Source organism: Micromonospora sicca (assembly GCF_003172935.1).
GTDB lineage: Bacteria > Actinomycetota > Actinomycetes > Mycobacteriales > Micromonosporaceae > Micromonospora > Micromonospora sicca.
The window spans coordinates 1-15773 of record NZ_QGKS01000088.1; the positions used below are offsets into that span (position 1 = coordinate 1).

Annotated in this window: 15 protein-coding genes and 2 pseudogenes; 12 read left to right on the forward strand and 5 right to left on the reverse strand. The window is 73.4% G+C overall.

The window, feature by feature from the left end; genetic code table 11:
- The coding region (locus DKT69_RS03085) for a 3-deoxy-7-phosphoheptulonate synthase (RefSeq protein ID WP_109800084.1) at nucleotides 1–1077 on the reverse strand (1077 nt) is incomplete at its 3' end.
- A gap of 314 nt (nucleotides 1078–1391) precedes the next feature.
- Between DKT69_RS03085 and DKT69_RS03090 the strand changes: the two are divergent.
- Together DKT69_RS03090 and DKT69_RS03095 are read left to right on the forward strand one after the other, a co-directional pair.
- A pseudogene (locus DKT69_RS03090) lies at nucleotides 1392–1604 on the forward strand (translocation protein TolB); the annotation flags it as partial.
- A gap of 49 nt (nucleotides 1605–1653) precedes the next feature.
- The gene (locus tag DKT69_RS03095; protein ID WP_109800085.1) at nucleotides 1654–1866 is read left to right on the forward strand and encodes a hypothetical protein; all 213 of its coding nucleotides are present in this window, start codon (nucleotides 1654–1656) and stop codon (nucleotides 1864–1866) included.
- On the opposite strand, the gene DKT69_RS03100 is transcribed toward DKT69_RS03095, so the two are convergent.
- On the reverse strand, nucleotides 1833–2555 hold the full coding sequence (locus tag DKT69_RS03100; protein ID WP_109800086.1) for a phosphodiesterase: 723 nt from the start codon (nucleotides 2553–2555) through the stop codon (nucleotides 1833–1835). The two genes, DKT69_RS03095 and DKT69_RS03100, sit on opposite strands and share 34 nt — an antisense overlap.
- A gap of 81 nt (nucleotides 2556–2636) precedes the next feature.
- Between DKT69_RS03100 and DKT69_RS03105 the strand changes: the two genes are divergently transcribed.
- The 5 genes from DKT69_RS03105 to DKT69_RS03125 all read left to right on the forward strand — a co-directional run bounded on the left by DKT69_RS03105 (nucleotide 2637) and on the right by DKT69_RS03125 (nucleotide 7769).
- Nucleotides 2637–3929, forward strand: coding sequence for a M16 family metallopeptidase (locus DKT69_RS03105; RefSeq protein ID WP_109800087.1), 1293 nt, complete (start codon nucleotides 2637–2639; stop codon nucleotides 3927–3929).
- Nucleotides 3926–5272, forward strand: a complete 1347-nt coding sequence (locus DKT69_RS03110) for a M16 family metallopeptidase (RefSeq protein WP_109800088.1) — start codon at nucleotides 3926–3928, stop codon at nucleotides 5270–5272. The genes DKT69_RS03105 and DKT69_RS03110 overlap by 4 nt, the downstream gene beginning before the upstream one ends.
- A gap of 241 nt (nucleotides 5273–5513) precedes the next feature.
- Nucleotides 5514–6539, forward strand: coding sequence for an aspartate-semialdehyde dehydrogenase (locus DKT69_RS03115; protein WP_109800089.1), 1026 nt, complete (start codon nucleotides 5514–5516; stop codon nucleotides 6537–6539).
- Nucleotides 6540–6835: 296 nt separating this feature from the next.
- Entirely contained in the window at nucleotides 6836–7276 is a 441-nt protein-coding gene (locus DKT69_RS03120) for a PPOX class F420-dependent oxidoreductase (RefSeq protein WP_109800090.1), read from the forward strand.
- 76 nt (nucleotides 7277–7352) lie between these two features.
- Complete coding sequence (locus DKT69_RS03125) at nucleotides 7353–7769, forward strand: CBS domain-containing protein (protein WP_109800091.1); 417 nt, start codon at nucleotides 7353–7355, stop codon at nucleotides 7767–7769.
- An 85-nt stretch (nucleotides 7770–7854) separates the two neighbouring features.
- Here DKT69_RS03125 and DKT69_RS03130 read toward each other — a convergent pair whose 3' ends face one another.
- Nucleotides 7855–8967 carry a DNA glycosylase AlkZ-like family protein gene (locus tag DKT69_RS03130; protein WP_236647310.1) on the reverse strand — a complete coding sequence of 371 codons (1113 nt, stop codon included), beginning with the start codon at nucleotides 8965–8967 and terminating at the stop codon, nucleotides 7855–7857.
- 153 nt (nucleotides 8968–9120) lie between these two features.
- Between DKT69_RS03130 and DKT69_RS03135 the strand changes: the two genes are divergently transcribed.
- Entirely contained in the window at nucleotides 9121–9492 is a 372-nt protein-coding gene (locus DKT69_RS03135) for an SCP2 sterol-binding domain-containing protein (protein WP_109800097.1), read from the forward strand.
- On the forward strand, nucleotides 9492–11555 hold the full coding sequence (locus tag DKT69_RS03140; protein WP_109800092.1) for an amylo-alpha-1,6-glucosidase: 2064 nt from the start codon (nucleotides 9492–9494) through the stop codon (nucleotides 11553–11555). The genes DKT69_RS03135 and DKT69_RS03140 overlap by 1 nt, the downstream gene beginning before the upstream one ends.
- 46 nt (nucleotides 11556–11601) lie before the next feature.
- Here DKT69_RS03140 and DKT69_RS03145 read toward each other — a convergent pair whose 3' ends face one another.
- Both DKT69_RS03145 and DKT69_RS40955 read right to left on the reverse strand, forming a co-directional pair.
- Nucleotides 11602–11994, reverse strand: a complete 393-nt coding sequence (locus DKT69_RS03145; protein WP_109800093.1) for a VOC family protein — start codon at nucleotides 11992–11994, stop codon at nucleotides 11602–11604.
- Between the two features lie 209 nt (nucleotides 11995–12203).
- Nucleotides 12204–12659, reverse strand: a pseudogene (locus DKT69_RS40955) (alpha/beta hydrolase); the annotation flags it as partial.
- A 133-nt stretch (nucleotides 12660–12792) separates the two neighbouring features.
- Between DKT69_RS40955 and DKT69_RS03155 the strand changes: the two are divergent.
- From DKT69_RS03155 to DKT69_RS03165, 3 genes are all read left to right on the forward strand, one after another.
- Entirely contained in the window at nucleotides 12793–13542 is a 750-nt protein-coding gene (locus DKT69_RS03155; RefSeq protein WP_109800094.1) for a lysophospholipid acyltransferase family protein, read from the forward strand.
- A 75-nt stretch (nucleotides 13543–13617) separates the two neighbouring features.
- Complete coding sequence (locus tag DKT69_RS03160; RefSeq protein ID WP_109800095.1) at nucleotides 13618–14850, forward strand: RNA-guided endonuclease InsQ/TnpB family protein; 1233 nt, start codon at nucleotides 13618–13620, stop codon at nucleotides 14848–14850.
- Nucleotides 14851–14992: 142 nt separating this feature from the next.
- Nucleotides 14993–15730: a GlxA family transcriptional regulator gene (locus DKT69_RS03165; protein ID WP_438361797.1), complete on the forward strand. Its 738-nt coding sequence runs from the start codon at nucleotides 14993–14995 to the stop codon at nucleotides 15728–15730.
- The last annotated feature ends 43 nt before the right edge of the window (nucleotides 15731–15773 follow it).

Sequence of the window (15773 nt, forward strand, 5' to 3'; positions counted from 1 at the left end):
GGTGGGGAGGGTGGCGCGGCGGGTGCGGACGGCGGTGGCCAGGTCCGTCAGGACCTCGGCCGTGGTGCCCCAGCCGAGGCAGGCGTCGGTGACCGACTTGCCGTACTCCAGCTCGCGGGTGGGATCGAGGTCCTGGCGGCCGGGCTGGAGGAAGCTCTCCAGCATGATGCCGACGATGCCGCGCTGGCCGGCGGCGAGCTGGGCGGCGACGTCCGCGGCCACCTTCGGCTGGTTGCGGTGGTCCTTGCCGCTGTTGGCGTGGCTGGCGTCCACCACCACCCGCTCCGGCAGCCCGGCCGCGCGGAGCAGGTCCAGCGCCCCGGCCACCGACTCGGCGTCGTAGTTCGGGCGCCCGCCCCCGCCGCGCAGCACCAGGTGGCCGTCGGCGTTGCCCCGGGTGTGCATGATCGCCGGGGTACCGGAGAAGTCGATGCCGGGGAAGACATGCGGCACGCCGGCCGCCCGGATCGCGTCGACCGCGGTGGAGATGCTGCCGTCGGGCCGGTTCTTCATGCCGATCGGCATGGACAGCCCGGAGGCGAGCTGCCGGTGCACCTGGCTCTCGACCGTCCGGGCGCCGATCGCGCCCCAGGACACGGTGTCGGCGATGTACTGCGGGGTGATCGGGTCGAGGAACTCGCAGCCCACCGGGAGGCCGAGGCGCAGCACGTCCAGCAGGAGCGCGCGGGCGGTCCGCAGGCCGGTGTTGACGTCGCCGGAGCCGTCCAGCCCGGGATCGTTGATCAGGCCCTTCCAACCCACCGTCGAGCGCGGCTTCTCGAAGTAGACCCGCATCACCACCAGCAGGTCGTCGGAGAGCCGGTCGGCCACCTCGCGCAGCCGGCCTGCGTACTCCAGGGCGGCGGCCGGGTCGTGCACCGAGCACGGGCCGACGACCACCAGCAGGCGGTCGTCGGCACGGTCCAGCACCCGGCCGACCGCGCGCCGACCGGCCAGCACGGCCTCGGCGAGCGTCGCGTCCAGCGGCAGGTGGTGGTGGAGCAGGGCCGGGGTGGTCAGCGGCACGACACGGTCGATCCGCTGGTCGATGACCCGATGGGCGTCCGGGGTCGTCACGGTGGGGTTCCTTCCGCCGACCGTGCCCCGGGGCCGGCGCCCGAGGTCGAGCCGGCTGCTCGTACGCAAAAGGGCAGGGAAGCGATCCCTGCCCAGCCGGCTCGAAGAGGAGTGACGTCAGATCATGGTGAAGTCACCGGCTCCTCCAGCCGGCTGCCTAAACCATCGATACGACCGCGTCACGTCCGCCAGCGTACCCGACGGGACGGACGGGCTCACCAGGTCGTCGGGAAAGCCTCGCCTCACGTTCACCTCCTTCGATTCGACCCCCGGTAGTTTCGGCGGCACCGAACGCGAATTCGTGGAGGTTCCTGATGGACCGACGTACCGTCCTGCGCGCCACCGTCGCCGGTGCCGCCGCCTTCTCCGGCAGCCTCTGGGCCGGCGCCGCGCATGCCGCCCCGGCCCAGCCCGGCGTCGGGCCGTACGGGCCGCTGGGCAGCGCCGACGCCAACGGCATCCAGCTTCCCGCCGGGTTCACCAGCCGGACGTACCTGCAGGGCGGGACGGCGGCGGGATCACCTACGAGGTGCGCGGCCCGTTCCGCTGAGCCCCGCGCCGGGTAAGTGGGTCGGCATGAGTCACGAGCAGAACGACCAGGACCGGGTCGAGTCCCGGGCCCACCTGCTGCCCGAGGAGGCGACGGTGGGCAGCGACGACCCGGAGGCCCAGGCCGGCGTCATCCTCACCGAATCGGACATCCGGGAGGACCAGAAGGTCGCCCCCGACACCGTTCTGGAGCACCGTACGTCGGATCAGACGGTGACCCCGAGCGAGCCGCCGGACTGAGCCGACGCGCCGCGGGCCAGGCGGGAACCCCGGTAGGTCCGGTCGCGCAACCGCGCGATCGGACCCACCACCCGCAGCCCCGGCGGCACGTTGCCGATCGGATCGAAGGCCAGCGCGGCGTCCTCCCGGGCGCCGCGCTGGTCGACCAGGCAGACCTGCCCGAACGGCCGCCACGGCCCGACCGCCGAGGCCACCGCCAGCACCAGCCGCGGCGCGTCCACCCGGGCCGCCGCCGCGGAGACGTCGGCGAGGCTGCGGCCCAGGTCGGGGGAGTCCGGGTCGGCCAGCGCGGCCAGGAAGAGCCGCCGCCGGCCCGCCCGGAAGGACATGATCGAGCTGTACGTCCCGGTGAAGCGCCGCCGGGGCAGCGGCAGGTTCCGCAGTAGCGCCGCCCCGCTGGACGAGACCACCAGGTCCACCGGCGGCTCCGGGTCCCGGTGGAGCCGCACCCCCAGGCCCAGCACGTCCGGCCAGCCCGACGGGGTCGGCACCCCCTTGGACAGGCGGACCGTCGCCGGGTAGCGGCCGGGCAGGTCCAGCAGCGGAACGCCCGTCTGCGGCCCCGACGTACCCCAGATCATCGCCTCGGCGGAGAAGGTCCGGCCGGTCGGATGCAGCAGCCGGGCGTGCCGCCGGCGGGCCAGGGCGGCGGCCGCGCGTTCGGCGGCGGCGGGGGGAAGGCTGGGCATGCTCCGCGAGTACCCCGGCCCGGACCGTCGATGCGCCCCGCTCGTCACCTTTCCGCCCGCGAGATCGGATAGCGTCGTGCCATGCCCGACAGCGGTTACCCCTGGCCCATCGAGACGACCCGACTGGACAACGGCCTGCGCGTGGTGGTGAGCGAGGACCGCACCGCGCCGGCGGTCGCCGTGAACCTCTGGTACGACGTGGGGTCGCGGCACGAGCCGGACGGGCAGACCGGCTTCGCCCACCTCTTCGAGCACCTGATGTTCGAGGGCTCGGTGAACGTGGCGAAGACCGAACACATGAAGCTCGTCCAGGGTGCCGGCGGCTCGCTCAACGCCACCACCAACCCGGACCGGACGAACTATTTCGAGACCGTCCCCGCCGAGCACCTGGAGCTGGCGCTCTGGCTGGAGGCCGACCGGATGGGCGGCCTGGTGCCGGCGCTGACCCAGGAGACGCTGGACAACCAGCGCGAGGTGGTCAAGAACGAGCGGCGCCAGCGCTACGAGAACGTCCCGTACGGCGACGCCTGGTTGCGGCTGCTGCCGCTGCTCTACCCGCCCGGTCACCCGTACCACCACGCCACGATCGGCTCGATGGCCGACCTGAACGCCGCCGAGCTGGCCACCTTCCAGGCCTTCCACACCACGTACTACGCCCCGAACAACGGGGTGCTCACCGTGGTGGGGGACGCCGACACCGCCGAGGTCTTCGCGCTGGCCGACAAGTACTTCGGCGCGATCCCGGCCCGCGAGGACATCCCGGTCGCGCCGGACGGGCGTACGGTGCCGGCGACCGGGCGCCCGGCGGTGGAGACGGTCACCGCCGACGTGCCCGCGCCCCGGGTCTATGTCGCGCACCGCACCCACCCCTACGGCACCCCCGGGTACGACGTGACCACCGTGCTCGCCACCGTCCTCGGCACCGGCCGGGGCAGCCGGCTCTACCAGCGCCTCGCCGACGGCGAGCGGATCGCCCAGCCGGACCTGGTCGGGGCGTACGGCGTCGACCTCGCGCACGGGCCCGCCCCGCTGATCGCCACCGCCACCGCCCGCCCCGGCGTCACCGCCGACCGGTTGGCCGCCGGACTCGCCGACGTGGTGGACGAGCTGGTCACCGTGCCGGTGACCGCGGCCGAGCTGGACCGGGCCAAGGCGCTGCTGAGCACCCAGTGGTGGCGGCACATGTCCACGGTGGACGGGCGCGCCGACGTCCTCGGCCGGTACGCCACCCAGTTCGGCGACCCGGCGAAGATCGGTGAGCGCCTGCCCGCCTGGCTCGCGGTCACCGCCGAGCAGATCGCCGAACAGGCCGCCGAGTTGCTCGGCGCCGCCGACCGGGCCACCTTGACCTACCTGCCCGAGGAGACCTCATGACGCTGATCGCCGCCCGTCCCGGCCCGGGCGCCGCCCGCCCGTACCGGTTCCCGCAGGTGGTCCGCCGTACCGTCGCCGGCGGGCAGGTCGTCGCCGCGCACCTGCCCGGGCAGAACCTCGCCGTGGCGCTGCTGCTGCTCGACGCGGGCGCCGGGCGGGAGCCGGTCGGCAAGGACGGCGTCGGCGGGGTGCTCGCCAAGGCCCTGGAGGAGGGGACCGCGCAGCGGGACGCCACCGCGTACGCCCTGGCGATCGAGGCGCTCGGCACCGAGTTGGTGACCGGGCTGGACCGGGACTCCTTCCAGGTGAGCGTGCAGGTGCCGGTGGAGCGGCTGGGTGCCGCCGTGGAACTGCTCGCCGAGGCCGTCCGGACGCCCCGGCTCGACCCGGCCGACGTGCGGCGGGTCCGGGACGACGAGGCGACCGCGCTGCGGATGGACTGGGCCAACCCGGGCCCGCGGGCGGACGCCGCGCTCCGGGCCGACCTGTTCGGCGTTGGCAACCGGTGGGGGCGGCCGATGTACGGCGACCCGGATACCGTGGCCGGGCTCGACGTGGACGACGTCACGGTCTTCCACTCCGAGTGGTTCATCCGCCCGGGGACGCTGATCGTCGCCGGTGACCTGGAACGGATCGACCTGGACGCGCTCGCCGCGGCGGCGTTCGCCGGCGCCGGCGGCGGTCCGGTGGAGAAGCGTGGCCCGATCGAGGTGACGCTGCACGACCGGCGGCGGATCATCCTGGTGGACCGGCCCGGGTCGGTGCAGTCCACGCTGCGTCTGGGTCACCCGTCCCCGCACCGGGCCCACCCCGACCATGTGCCGATGACGCTGGCCGGCACGGTGCTCGGCGGGGCGTTCACCTCCCGGCTCAACCACCTGATCCGCGAGGTGCGCGGCTACACGTACGGCATCCGGGGCGACTTCGCCTCGTCCCGCCGGTTCGGCCGGTTCGCGGTCAGCTCCGGGGTGCAGACCGCGGTGACCGCCCCGGCGCTGGTCGAGGCGGTCGGCGAGATCACCCGGACCCAGCTGACCGGGGTGACCGAGGACGAGCTGGCGGTGGCCCGGTCCTGGCGGGCCGGTCAGCTCTCGGTGGAGCTGCAGAGCCCGCGGGCGATCGCCGCCGCGCTGACCACGCTGGTGGTGCACGACCTGCCGGACGACTACCACGCCCGGCTGCGCGAGGCGCTGCTCGCCGCCGACGTCGAGCAGGTCTCCGCGGCGGCCGCGACGCACCTGCACCCGCACGCGCTGACCCTGGTCGTCGAGGGGGACTCGGCGGTGATCCGGGACGAACTCGTGGCGGCCGACCTCGGCGAGGTCGTCGACCACGCCGGCTGACCGCGCGGTGTGACGTCGGTCGCGGTGCCGCCGGCCGGGGCGTTCCGGGAGCGGCGGCGAATGCTTCGGCGCTGGGGCCCGGTGGCGCGGGATCTTCCGGGCCAACGGGCCGTCCGGCGGCGTCGTTCCGGGCCCCGGGTCGGACCGGTGCCCGTTGCCGGCCGGTGAGCAGGCCGGTCGCCGGCCCGGGCGGTGGGAAAGCCTTCCCCGCCCGGGCGGGGACGTGGGTAGCCTCGCGGGCATGAGGATCGGCATTGTGGGGGCCACCGGCCAGGTCGGTGGCGTGATGCGGCAGGTGCTGGCGGAGCGCGCGTTCCCGGCGGAGCAGGTGCGGTTGTTCGCCTCGGCGCGGTCGGCCGGGCGCACCCTGCCGTGGCGGGACGGCGAGGTCGCCGTCGAGGACGCGGCCACCGCGGACTACCGCGGGCTGGACATCGTGCTCTTCTCCGCGGGCAAGGGCACCGCGAAGGAGCTGGCCCCCCGGGTCGCCGCGACCGGCGCGGTCGTCATCGACAACTCCTCGGCCTTCCGGATGGATCCGGAGGTGCCGCTGGTGGTCGCCGAGGTCAACCCGCACGCCGCCGCGAACCGGCCGAAGGGCATCATCGCCAACCCGAACTGCACCACCATGGCCGCGATGCCGGTGCTGCGCCCGCTGCACGAGGAGGCGGAGCTGGCCGGCCTGGTCGTCTCGACGTACCAGGCGGTCTCCGGCGCCGGGCTGGCCGGCGTCGCCGAGCTGGACGAGCAGGTCCGCAAGGTCGCCGAGCACGCCAGCGGCCTGGCCTTCGACGGTGCCGCCGTGGAGTTCCCGGCGCCGCGGTCCTTCGCCCGCCCGATCGCCTTCAACGTGCTGCCGCTCGCCGGCTCGATCGTCGACGACGGCTCGTTCGAGACTGATGAGGAGCAGAAGCTGCGGAACGAGAGCCGCAAGATCCTGGAGATTCCCGGGCTGAAGGTCTCCGGCACCTGCGTCCGGGTGCCCGTCTTCACCGGCCACTCGCTCCAGATCAACGCGCGTTTCGCCCGCCCGATCACCCCGGCCCGCGCCCGCCAGCTGCTCGACGGCGCGCCCGGCGTGGCGCTGTCCGACGTGCCCACCCCGTTGCAGGCCGCCGGCCAGGACCCGACGTACGTCGGGCGGATCCGCGCCGACGAGACCGTCGAGCACGGCCTGGCTCTGTTCTGCTCGAACGACAACCTGCGCAAGGGCGCCGCGCTCAACGCCGTGCAGCTCGCTGAGCTGGTCGCCGCCGAGCGCCGCTGACCCCCGCCGCCGCTGGCCCCCGCCGCCCGCGGCTCGACCAGCCGGTGTCGGCCGCATCCGGTGGCTGCCTCGGCCGGCTGGTCGGACGCCGCCACCTGATGTTCCCGCGAGCGATATGCCTGAGCGGCATATTTATGACTGTCAGGCATATCGTTCGTCGGGCATATGCCTTCGCCGGATCGGGTTGCCGAGACGGCGCCGCCCGGGACCGGAGCCGCAGGGCGGGAACCGTCGCGGTGGACGCGAATGTGCGCTGAGATGGAGTCGGCAACAAGCGACTCGACGCGGAGGACGCCATGGCGGACGACAAGACCCAGCGGGCCCTGACCGACCTGATCGCCGGCCGGTGGCTGGGCGTGCTGGCCACCATCAAGCGGGACGGCCGGCCGCAACTGTCCAACGTGGTCTACTCCTTCGACCGCGACCGGGGCCTGATCCGCGTCTCGATCACCGACGGCCGGGCCAAGACCGCCAACCTGCGCCGCGACCCCCGGGCGAGCTTCCACGTCAGCAGCGACGACGGGTGGGCGTACGCGGTGGCGGAGGCGCGGGCGGAGCTGACCCCGGTGGCCGAGCGGCCGGACGACGCGACCGTGGAGGAATTGATCGGGCTCTACCGGGCGGTGCAGGGCGAGCACCCGGACTGGGACGACTTCCGGGCCGCCATGGTCGCCGAGCGCCGCCTCGTGCTGCGGTTGCACGTGGAGCGGGTCTACGGCATGCCCCCACGCGGCTGACCGCGTGCCGACCGGCGGGCGTTACCGCTCGGCGGGGGCGGGTAGACGACCATGCCGACACCGAGAGGGGAGCACCATGACAACGGTCGGAGAGTTCATGACGACCCGGTTGGTGACGATGGACGGCAGCGACACGCTCACCGCCGCGGCGCAGGAGATGCGCGACAGTGCCATCGGCGACGTGGTGGTGACCGATGGCGGCAACGTGGTCGGCATCGTCACGGACCGTGACATCACGGTCCGCGGCGTCGCCGAGAACATGGACCCGAACACGACCCGGCTCGACCAGATCACCAGCAAGGACGTGGTCACCGTCAGCCAGTACGACGACGCGGTGGCCGCCGCCGACCTCATGCGGACGTACGCCGTCCGCCGGCTCCCGGTGATTGACGACGGCCGCCTGGTCGGGCTGATCTCGATGGGCGACCTCGCCGTCGAGCGGGAGCCCCAGTCGGTGCTCGCGGACATCAGCGCCGACGAACCGAACAACTGACCCGTCCGCCGCGGTGACGCCGGCCCCCGATCCGGGGGCCGGCGTCGTTGGTGCCGAGCGGGGCCGGGTGTCCCCGCCGACCCGGTCAGGGCTTCTCGACCACCACCCGCACCTCGGACGCGCCGCGGGTGGCGCCCACCACCTCGGCTTCGGCCCGCACCTCCCGGTCGACCCGGGCGGGCAGCGCGCTGAACGGGGTGACCATGAGGTCCACTCGCCCCTTGGCCGCCTGCTTGGCCCGCCAGGTGCCGGTGACCTCGCCGTCGACCAGCAGCGCGCCCGGGTTGCCCAGCATCCGCCAGAGCTGCTGCTGGTGAGCCTTCTCCGGCACCAGCACGGCCCGGTCGCGGGCCTGGAGGTAGGGATCGCCGGGCGGCAGCAGCCGCACCAGTTCCGCCGGCTCGGCCGCCCGGAGCGCGTCGAGCCGGTCCGCCGACACCCAGGCCGGGCGACCGTCGATGCGGACTTCCGTAAACGCGTCCGCCGGCCACACCCGGCGCAGCTCGGTGGCGCTCGTGCCGAGGAAGGCGGCCACGTCGCCGATGGTGGCCGGGCCGAGCAGCCGCAGGTAGGCCAGGACCAGCGCGTCCGTGCCGGCGGCCACCTCGGGCGGCCCCGGGCGCTCGGCCAGCGGCGCGAGCCGCGCGGTCCGCCCGGACACCGCCAGGCGTACGCCGCCGGCAAGGCCGGCCTGCTGGAACAGCGCGCCGGAGACGTGCCGGGCGGCGCACGGCCGGCACTCGTAGCTCAGCTCGGCCGGGATCCGCTCGGTGACCGCCCGGCTCACCTCGCCCCGGTCCATCGGCGCGGTCACCACGGCCCGGAACGCGTCGGCGGCGGCCCGGAACGCGACCAGCCCCAGCTTCGCCCCCTCCCGGATCTGCCCGGGAATGCGACGGGTGGCGTCGGTGTCGCTGAGCGGCCAGAGCGCGGCGGCCAGCGCCGGCAGCTCCGCCCGGCGGTGCAGGTGCGGCGCGCCGCGGAACGACCAGACCAGCTCCAACCGGTCGTCGTCCAGCCCGCCGGCGGCGGGAACGCGGGCGGCCAGCGCCAGCCGGGCCGAGCCGTACGGGGTGTCCTGCGCGCCCAGGGCCAGCACGTCGAGGTCGGCGGGGCGCAGCCCGGGACGGTCGAGCTGCTGCGCCGCGACCCGGTACGCCAGCACCCGCTCCCGGTCGATTTCCGGTTGGCCCGCCACTCGCCCTCCCTGTCCCCTCCCGTCGCAGGTTACCGCCGTTCGCCGACACCGGGGCGTGCGCGACTCACCCGAACCGGGCGAGATTGACGTCGTACCCGACGGGGACCCCTCCTCGGACGTCGAACGCCGCGGACCGCGGGAGGAGTGGACCGGATGCTGGACGCGACCACGAGGTTCTTCGAGGACCTGGACCGGCGGGGGTTCGAACCCCTGTTGCAGAAGACCTCCGGAACCCTGCGCTTCGACCTGCACGAAGGGGCGCAGACCACCCACTGGCTGCTCCGGATCGAGCGGGGAAACCTGCACGTGAGCCAGGAGGACCGGGAAGCCGACACGGTCGTGGGTACCGCGCCGCGGCTCTTCGGCGAACTGGTCACCGGCAGTGAGAACGCCATCGCCGCGCTGCTCCGGGGCGACATGACCGTCTCGGGTGACCTGCGCCTGGTGCTCCAGGTCGAACGGATCTTTCCCGGTCCGCCGGATGCTCGCGGGCCCCGCCACGCATTCCAGAGGGAGGCCCGCTGATGCCGGGCACCAACACCGTCCGGATCCTGGACGGCAACACCTTCGTGGTCTCCGAGGACACCGGCGACATCGAGGCCACCCCGAGCGAGCCGACCGGCCTGTTCTCCCTCGACACCCGCTTCCTGTCCAAGTGGGTGCTGACCGTCAACGGTGAGCGGCTCAACGCGCTCTCCTACGACGACCTCCAGTACTACGAGGCGCGGTTCTTCCTGGTGCCGGGGATGGCGACGCACTACATCGACGCGAAGCTGTCGATCATCCGGGAGCGGGCGGTGGGCGGCAGCTTCCGGGAGACCCTGACCTTCCTCAACCACGACGAGAAGCCGGTCGACGTGGAGATCCGGATGGACGCCGGCTCCGACTTCGCCGACCTGTTCCAGGTCAAGGACGAGATCCTCAACAAGAAGGGCGAAATCTACCGCGAGATCGAGCCGGACCGGCTGCGGATCGGCTACCGACGCGGGAACTTCAGGCGGGAGACCGTCATCAGCTCCTCCGTGCCGGCCCGCTACGACCAGAACGGCTTCGCGTTCAGCGTCCACCTGGAACCGAACGAGCAGTGGAACACCGCGATCGACGTGCAGACGTCCGCGGTCGGCCCGGGCGGTCGGGACCTGCGGATGGGACTGCGGGCGCACGGCACCGAGCGGCTGGCCCTCCAGCAGGACCTGGAGGAGTGGGTCGCCCGGGCGCCCAAGGTGAACAGCGAGCACGGCCGGGTGTCCCACACATACCGGCGCAGCCTGATCGACCTGGCCGCGCTGCGCTTCTCGCCGCTGTCGCTGGGCGGGCAGACGCTACCGGCGGCCGGCCTGCCCTGGTTCATGACCATGTTCGGCCGGGACAGCATCCTGACCTGCCTGCAGGTGCTGCCGTTCGCCCCGGCCCTGTCGAAGACGACGCTGCGGATCCTGGGCGCCCTGCAGGGCACCCGCTTCGACGACTTCCGGGACGAGGACCCGGGCCGGATCCTGCACGAGATGCGGTACGGCGAGACGGCCGCCTTCGAGGAGCAGCCGCACTCGCCGTACTACGGCTCGGTGGACGCCACCCCGCTGTTCGTGGTGCTGCTCGACGAGTACGAGAAGTGGACCGGCGACGTCGCGCTGGTCAAGGAGCTGGAACGGGAGTGCCGGGCCGCGCTGAAGTGGGTCGACGACTACGCCGACCTGGTCGGCAACGGCTACATCTGGTACGAGCGCCGCAACACCGACACCGGCCTGGAGAACCAGTGCTGGAAGGACTCCTGGGACTCGATCTCGTACTCCGACGGGACGCTGCCGCCGTTCCCGCGGGCCACCTGCGAGGTACAGGGATACGCGTACGACGCGAAGATGCGGGCCGCCCGGCTGGCTCGGGAGTTCTGGGGCGACCCGGCGTACGCCGACCAGCTGGAACGTGAGGCGGCCGAGCTGAAGCAGCGGTTCAACCGGGACTGGTGGGTGGAGGACGGCGAGTACTTCGCCCTCGGCCTGGACCCGACCGGTCGGCAGATGGACGTGCTCAGCTCGAACATCGGTCACCTGCTCTGGAGCGGCATCGTCGACCACGACCGGGCGGCGAAGATCGCCGGGCACCTGGTCGGCCCGCGGCTCTTCTCCGGGTGGGGGGTGCGGACCCTGGCCGAGGGCGAGGTCCGCTACAACCCGATCGGCTACCACAACGGCACGATCTGGCCGTTCGACAACTCGTTCATCGCCTGGGGGCTGCGCCGGTACGGCTTCGCCGAGGAAGCGGCCACCATCGCCAGCGGCATCCTGGACGCGGCCACCTACTTCGACGGGCGGCTGCCCGAGGCGTTCGGCGGCTACCCGCGGGACCTGACCAAGTTCCCGGTGGAGTACCCGACGGCGTGCAGCCCGCAGGCCTGGTCGACGGGTACGCCGCTGCTGCTGCTCCGCACGATGCTCGGGCTGGAGCCGCACGAGGGGCACCTCGCGGTCGACCCGCGACTGCCGATCGGCATGGGCCGGATCGAGGTGCTGGACATCCCGGGCCGGTGGGGCCGGGTGGACGCCTTCGCCCGGGGCCGGATGGACATGCACGAACTGGCCGCCTCGTAGCCGCCCGGTGACAGCGCCACCGGCCCCTGGCCGGCGGCGCCACCCGTCAGTGCCCCGGCGGCGTCTGGTCGCCGTGCGCCTCCGCCCGGGGGAGCAGGCAGAACTCGTTGCCCTCCGGGTCGGCCAGCACCGTCCACCGCGGCAACTCGCGGACCACCGTGGCCCCGGCCTCCAGCACCGCCGCCCGCTCCTCGGCGTCGCCGACCAGGTCGAGGTGGATCCGGCCGGGGACGGGCACGTCGTCCGCCGGGCTGATCCAGACGTCGGGCCGGTGCCCCGACGGGTCGCGCAGCAGCACCGCCTCGGTCGGCCCGAGCGAGCGGTCGGCGAGCCGGACCCGATCCACCTCGGCCACCGGCAGCCCGGTGACCGCGCTCCAGAACGGCGCGAGCAGGTACGGGTCGCGGCAGTGGATGACGATGGCGGCGAGGTCGGGCATGCCCTGACGGTAGCCGCGTCACCCGGTCGGCAGGACGCTGTCCAGGAACGTGGCGGTGACCGCCCGGATGTCCGGACGGTCCAGGTCGAGGGCGTGCCCGCCGTGGGTGATCCAGGCGTGCACCGGGTGCCCCGCGGCGAGCAGCCGGCCGTGAGTCCCACCGTCTGGCCGACCGGCACGGACCGGTCGTCGCGCCCGTGTACGAGCAGCACCGGCACGCCGGAACCGAGGTGGGTGGCGACGGTCGCGTCGACGGTGGCCGGGTCGCCGGCGGCCGGCGGGTGACCGAGCAGGCCGGCCCACGGATCGTCGTGGGCGCGCAGCCGCCGCCATTCCGCGTCGAGCGGGTCGGCCGCCGGACAGTACGCCAGCCCGGCCGCCACGTCGCCGCGCCGGTCGACCCCGCGCAGGGCCAGGTGCAGGGCGAGGGTGGCCCCCGCCGAGTCGCCACCGACCAGCAGCGGCAGCCCGTCGGCCGAGGCCCGGGTCGACCGGGCGGCCGCCCGTACGTCGTCGAGTTGGGCCGGCCAGTGCGCCTCGGCCACGAAGCGGTAGGTCGCCGCGACCACCCGCAGCCCGAGCGGGGCCAGCGCGGCGCCGTCCTCGTGGTACCGGCCTCGCCAGCCGCCGCCGTGGATCCAGAGCAGCACCGCGCGTTCGGTCATCCCGCCATGGTGTCCGGCTTCGCCGCCGCCCGCAGCGGTCTCTGCCGACGGCAGAAGGGCGGGCCGGTCCGGGTGTCCGTTCGGCACGCTCCGCCCCTACGGTTCCGTAACCTACGCGGGGTAAAGTTGCCGGATGTCGGAACTCGTGTACCCGCCCGTGATCGCCGCCGCCAAGACGATGTTCCGGGTCCTCGACCTGCGCCTGACCGTGCAGGGCAGCCACCACGTGCCGCCCACGGGTGGCGCGGTCCTGGCCAGCAACCACGTCAGTTACCTGGACTTCATCTTCTGCGGCTACGGCGCGCACGAGTCCCGCCGGCTGGTCCGGTTCATGGCCAAGCACGACGTCTTCACGCACAAGGTCTCCGGTCCGCTGATGCGCGGCATGAAGCACATCCCGGTGAACCGGGCGGCCGGCGCCGGGTCGTACAACACGGCGGTGGACGCGCTGCGGCGCGGGGAGGTGGTCGGCGTCTTCCCGGAGGCCACGATCAGCCGGTCGTTCCTGGTCAAGGAGCTCAAGAACGGCGCCGCCCGGATGTCGCAGGAGGCCGGCGTGCCGCTGCTCCCGGTCGCGCTCTGGGGCACCCAGCGGCTCTGGACCAAGGGCCGGCCGCGCACCCTGACCCGGCGGCACACCCCGATCACCATCCTGATCGGCGAGCCGATGGACCCGGCCGGGTACCCGGACGCCGGCACCATGACGGCGGAGCTGAAGAGCCGGCTGAGCGCGCTCGTGGACCGGGCTCAGCGGGAGTACCCGGACGCCCCGGCCGGCGCCGACGACACCTGGTGGCAGCCGGTGCACCTGGGCGGCAGCGCGCCGACCCTCGAGGAGGCCGCTGAGCTGGACCGCCGGGGCCGGCGCACCACCATGTCCTGATCTCCTTCAGGCGGTCCAGGTGCGGGTCGCTCGCCGCGTTCATTTGTATCAGATGCGGATGCCAGACTGTCCGATGTGCAGCTTCGGTACAACTATCGCGTCTACCCGTCGCCCGCACAGCAGGCAGCGCTGGGGCGGGCGTTCGGGTGTGCGCGGGTGGTGTTCAACGACGGGCTGCGCGCACGTCAGCAGGCCCGCCAGGCGGGCGAGGCGTACCTGTCGGACGGCGACCTGTCGAAGCGGGTCATCACCGAGGCGAAGCGGACGCCGGAGCGGGTGTGGCTGGGTGAGGTGTCGGCGGTGGTGCTCCAGCAGGCCCTCGCGGACCTGAACGCCGCGTACCGCAACTTCTTCGCCTCGGTCAGCGGCAAGCGCAAGGGCCGCAGGGTGGCGCCGCCGAGGTTCCGGTCGCGCAAGGACAACCGGCAGGCGATCCGGTTCACCGCGAACGCCCGGTTCAAGGTCCTGGACAACGGCCGACTCCGGCTGCCGAAGGTTGGTGACGTGGCGGTGCGCTGGTCCCGGCGACTGCCGGCGGCGCCGACCTCGGTCACAGTCGTTCGGGACGCGGCCGGACGGTACTTCGCCTCGTTCGTCGTGCAGACCGCGGACGAACCGCTGCCGCCGGTCGACGGCGAGGTGGGTATCGACCTGGGCCTGGCGCACTTCGCGGTCCTGTCCAACGGCAAGAAGATCACCGCGCCGAGGTTCCTGCGCCGGGCGGCCCGCAAACTCAAGCGGTTGCAGCAGGACCTGTCCCGCAAGCAGCGGGGCAGCGCAAATCGCAGCAAGGCCGTCGTCAAGGTCGCCCGGGCGCACGCCCGGGTGGCCGACAGCCGGCGGGACTGGCAGCACAAGCTCTCGACCCGGATCATCCGCGACAACCAAGCGGTGTACGTCGAGGACCTGTGCGTCACCGGTCTCGGCCGAACCCGGCTGGCGAAGTCGGTGCACGACGCCGGCTGGACACAGTTCGTGCACATGTTGGAGTACAAGGCCGCACGGTACGGGCGCAGCTTCCGCCGGATCGGCCGGTTCGCGCCCACATCGCAGACATGCTCCACGTGCGGGCGGCTCGACGGACCCAAACCGCTGTCCGTCCGATCGTGGACCTGCCCATGCGGGGCGGTCCACGACCGGGACGTCAACGCGGCGATCAACATCCTCGCGGCGGGACGCGCCGAGAGCCTAAACGCCTGTGGAGCGCAGGTAAGACCGGCACCCCTGCCGGCACCGCGCCGAGAAGCAGGAATCCACCCGCACACCGCGTGTTCCGCGCGCAGCGTGGAGGGAATCTCCGTCCTTTAGCTTTAGGGCAGAGAGAGCGTCAAGAGATGATCTTCGTGACCGATGCCACATTCACTTCCCCACCCCAACCCGGGATCTCCCGGCGACTGCCACGCCGGAGCAGATCCTCGCCGACCCGCGCACCCTGTCGGCCGGGGAGATCGTGACCCGCACCGAGTACGCGCTCGCCGGGCACGGGCTGGCAGGGCCGGTCGGAGCGGACGACCTGCGGCGGCTGGCCGACCACCACGCGCGCGGCGGCACCGTGGCGAGCATCTGCGCCGGAGCCTTCGCGCTCGGCCGGGCCGGCCTGCTGAACGGGCGGCGGTGCACCACCCACCACGAGGTGCAGGACGAGCTGGCCCGGCGGCACCGGGCGGCCCGGGTGGTCCGCGACGTGCTCTACGTGGTCGACGACCGGGTGGTCATCTCGGCCGGCATCGCCAGCGGCATCGACGTGGCGCTGCACCTGGTGGCCACCCGGCACGGCCCGTCGGCGGCCGCCCGGATCGCCCGCACCCTGGTCGTGTACGCCCGCCGCAACGGCCACGAACCGCAGGCCAGCGCGATGATGCGACACCGTTCGCACCTCTCGGACGCGGTGCACCGGGCGCAGGACCTGATCGACGTCCACTACTCGGAGCTGCTCCCGCTGGCCGGGCTGGCCGCCGTCTGCGGGGTGTCCGAGCGCACCCTGAGCCGGCTGTTCCGGCAGGCCACCGGGCTGACTCCGCTCGGCTACCAGCAACTGCTGCGGGTGGAGCGGGCCGAGCACCTGATCGGGCACGGCGCCACGGTGGAGTCCGCCGCCCGGGCCGTCGGCTTCACCGACGCCCGGATGCTCCGCCGCCTCCGCACCCGCACCCGCGCTACCCGCGAGCCCCTTCCGCTGGCCGGTTGACCCCGGCAGGATCGTCGGGGCTCAGCAGGCGGAGCCGGGGCGG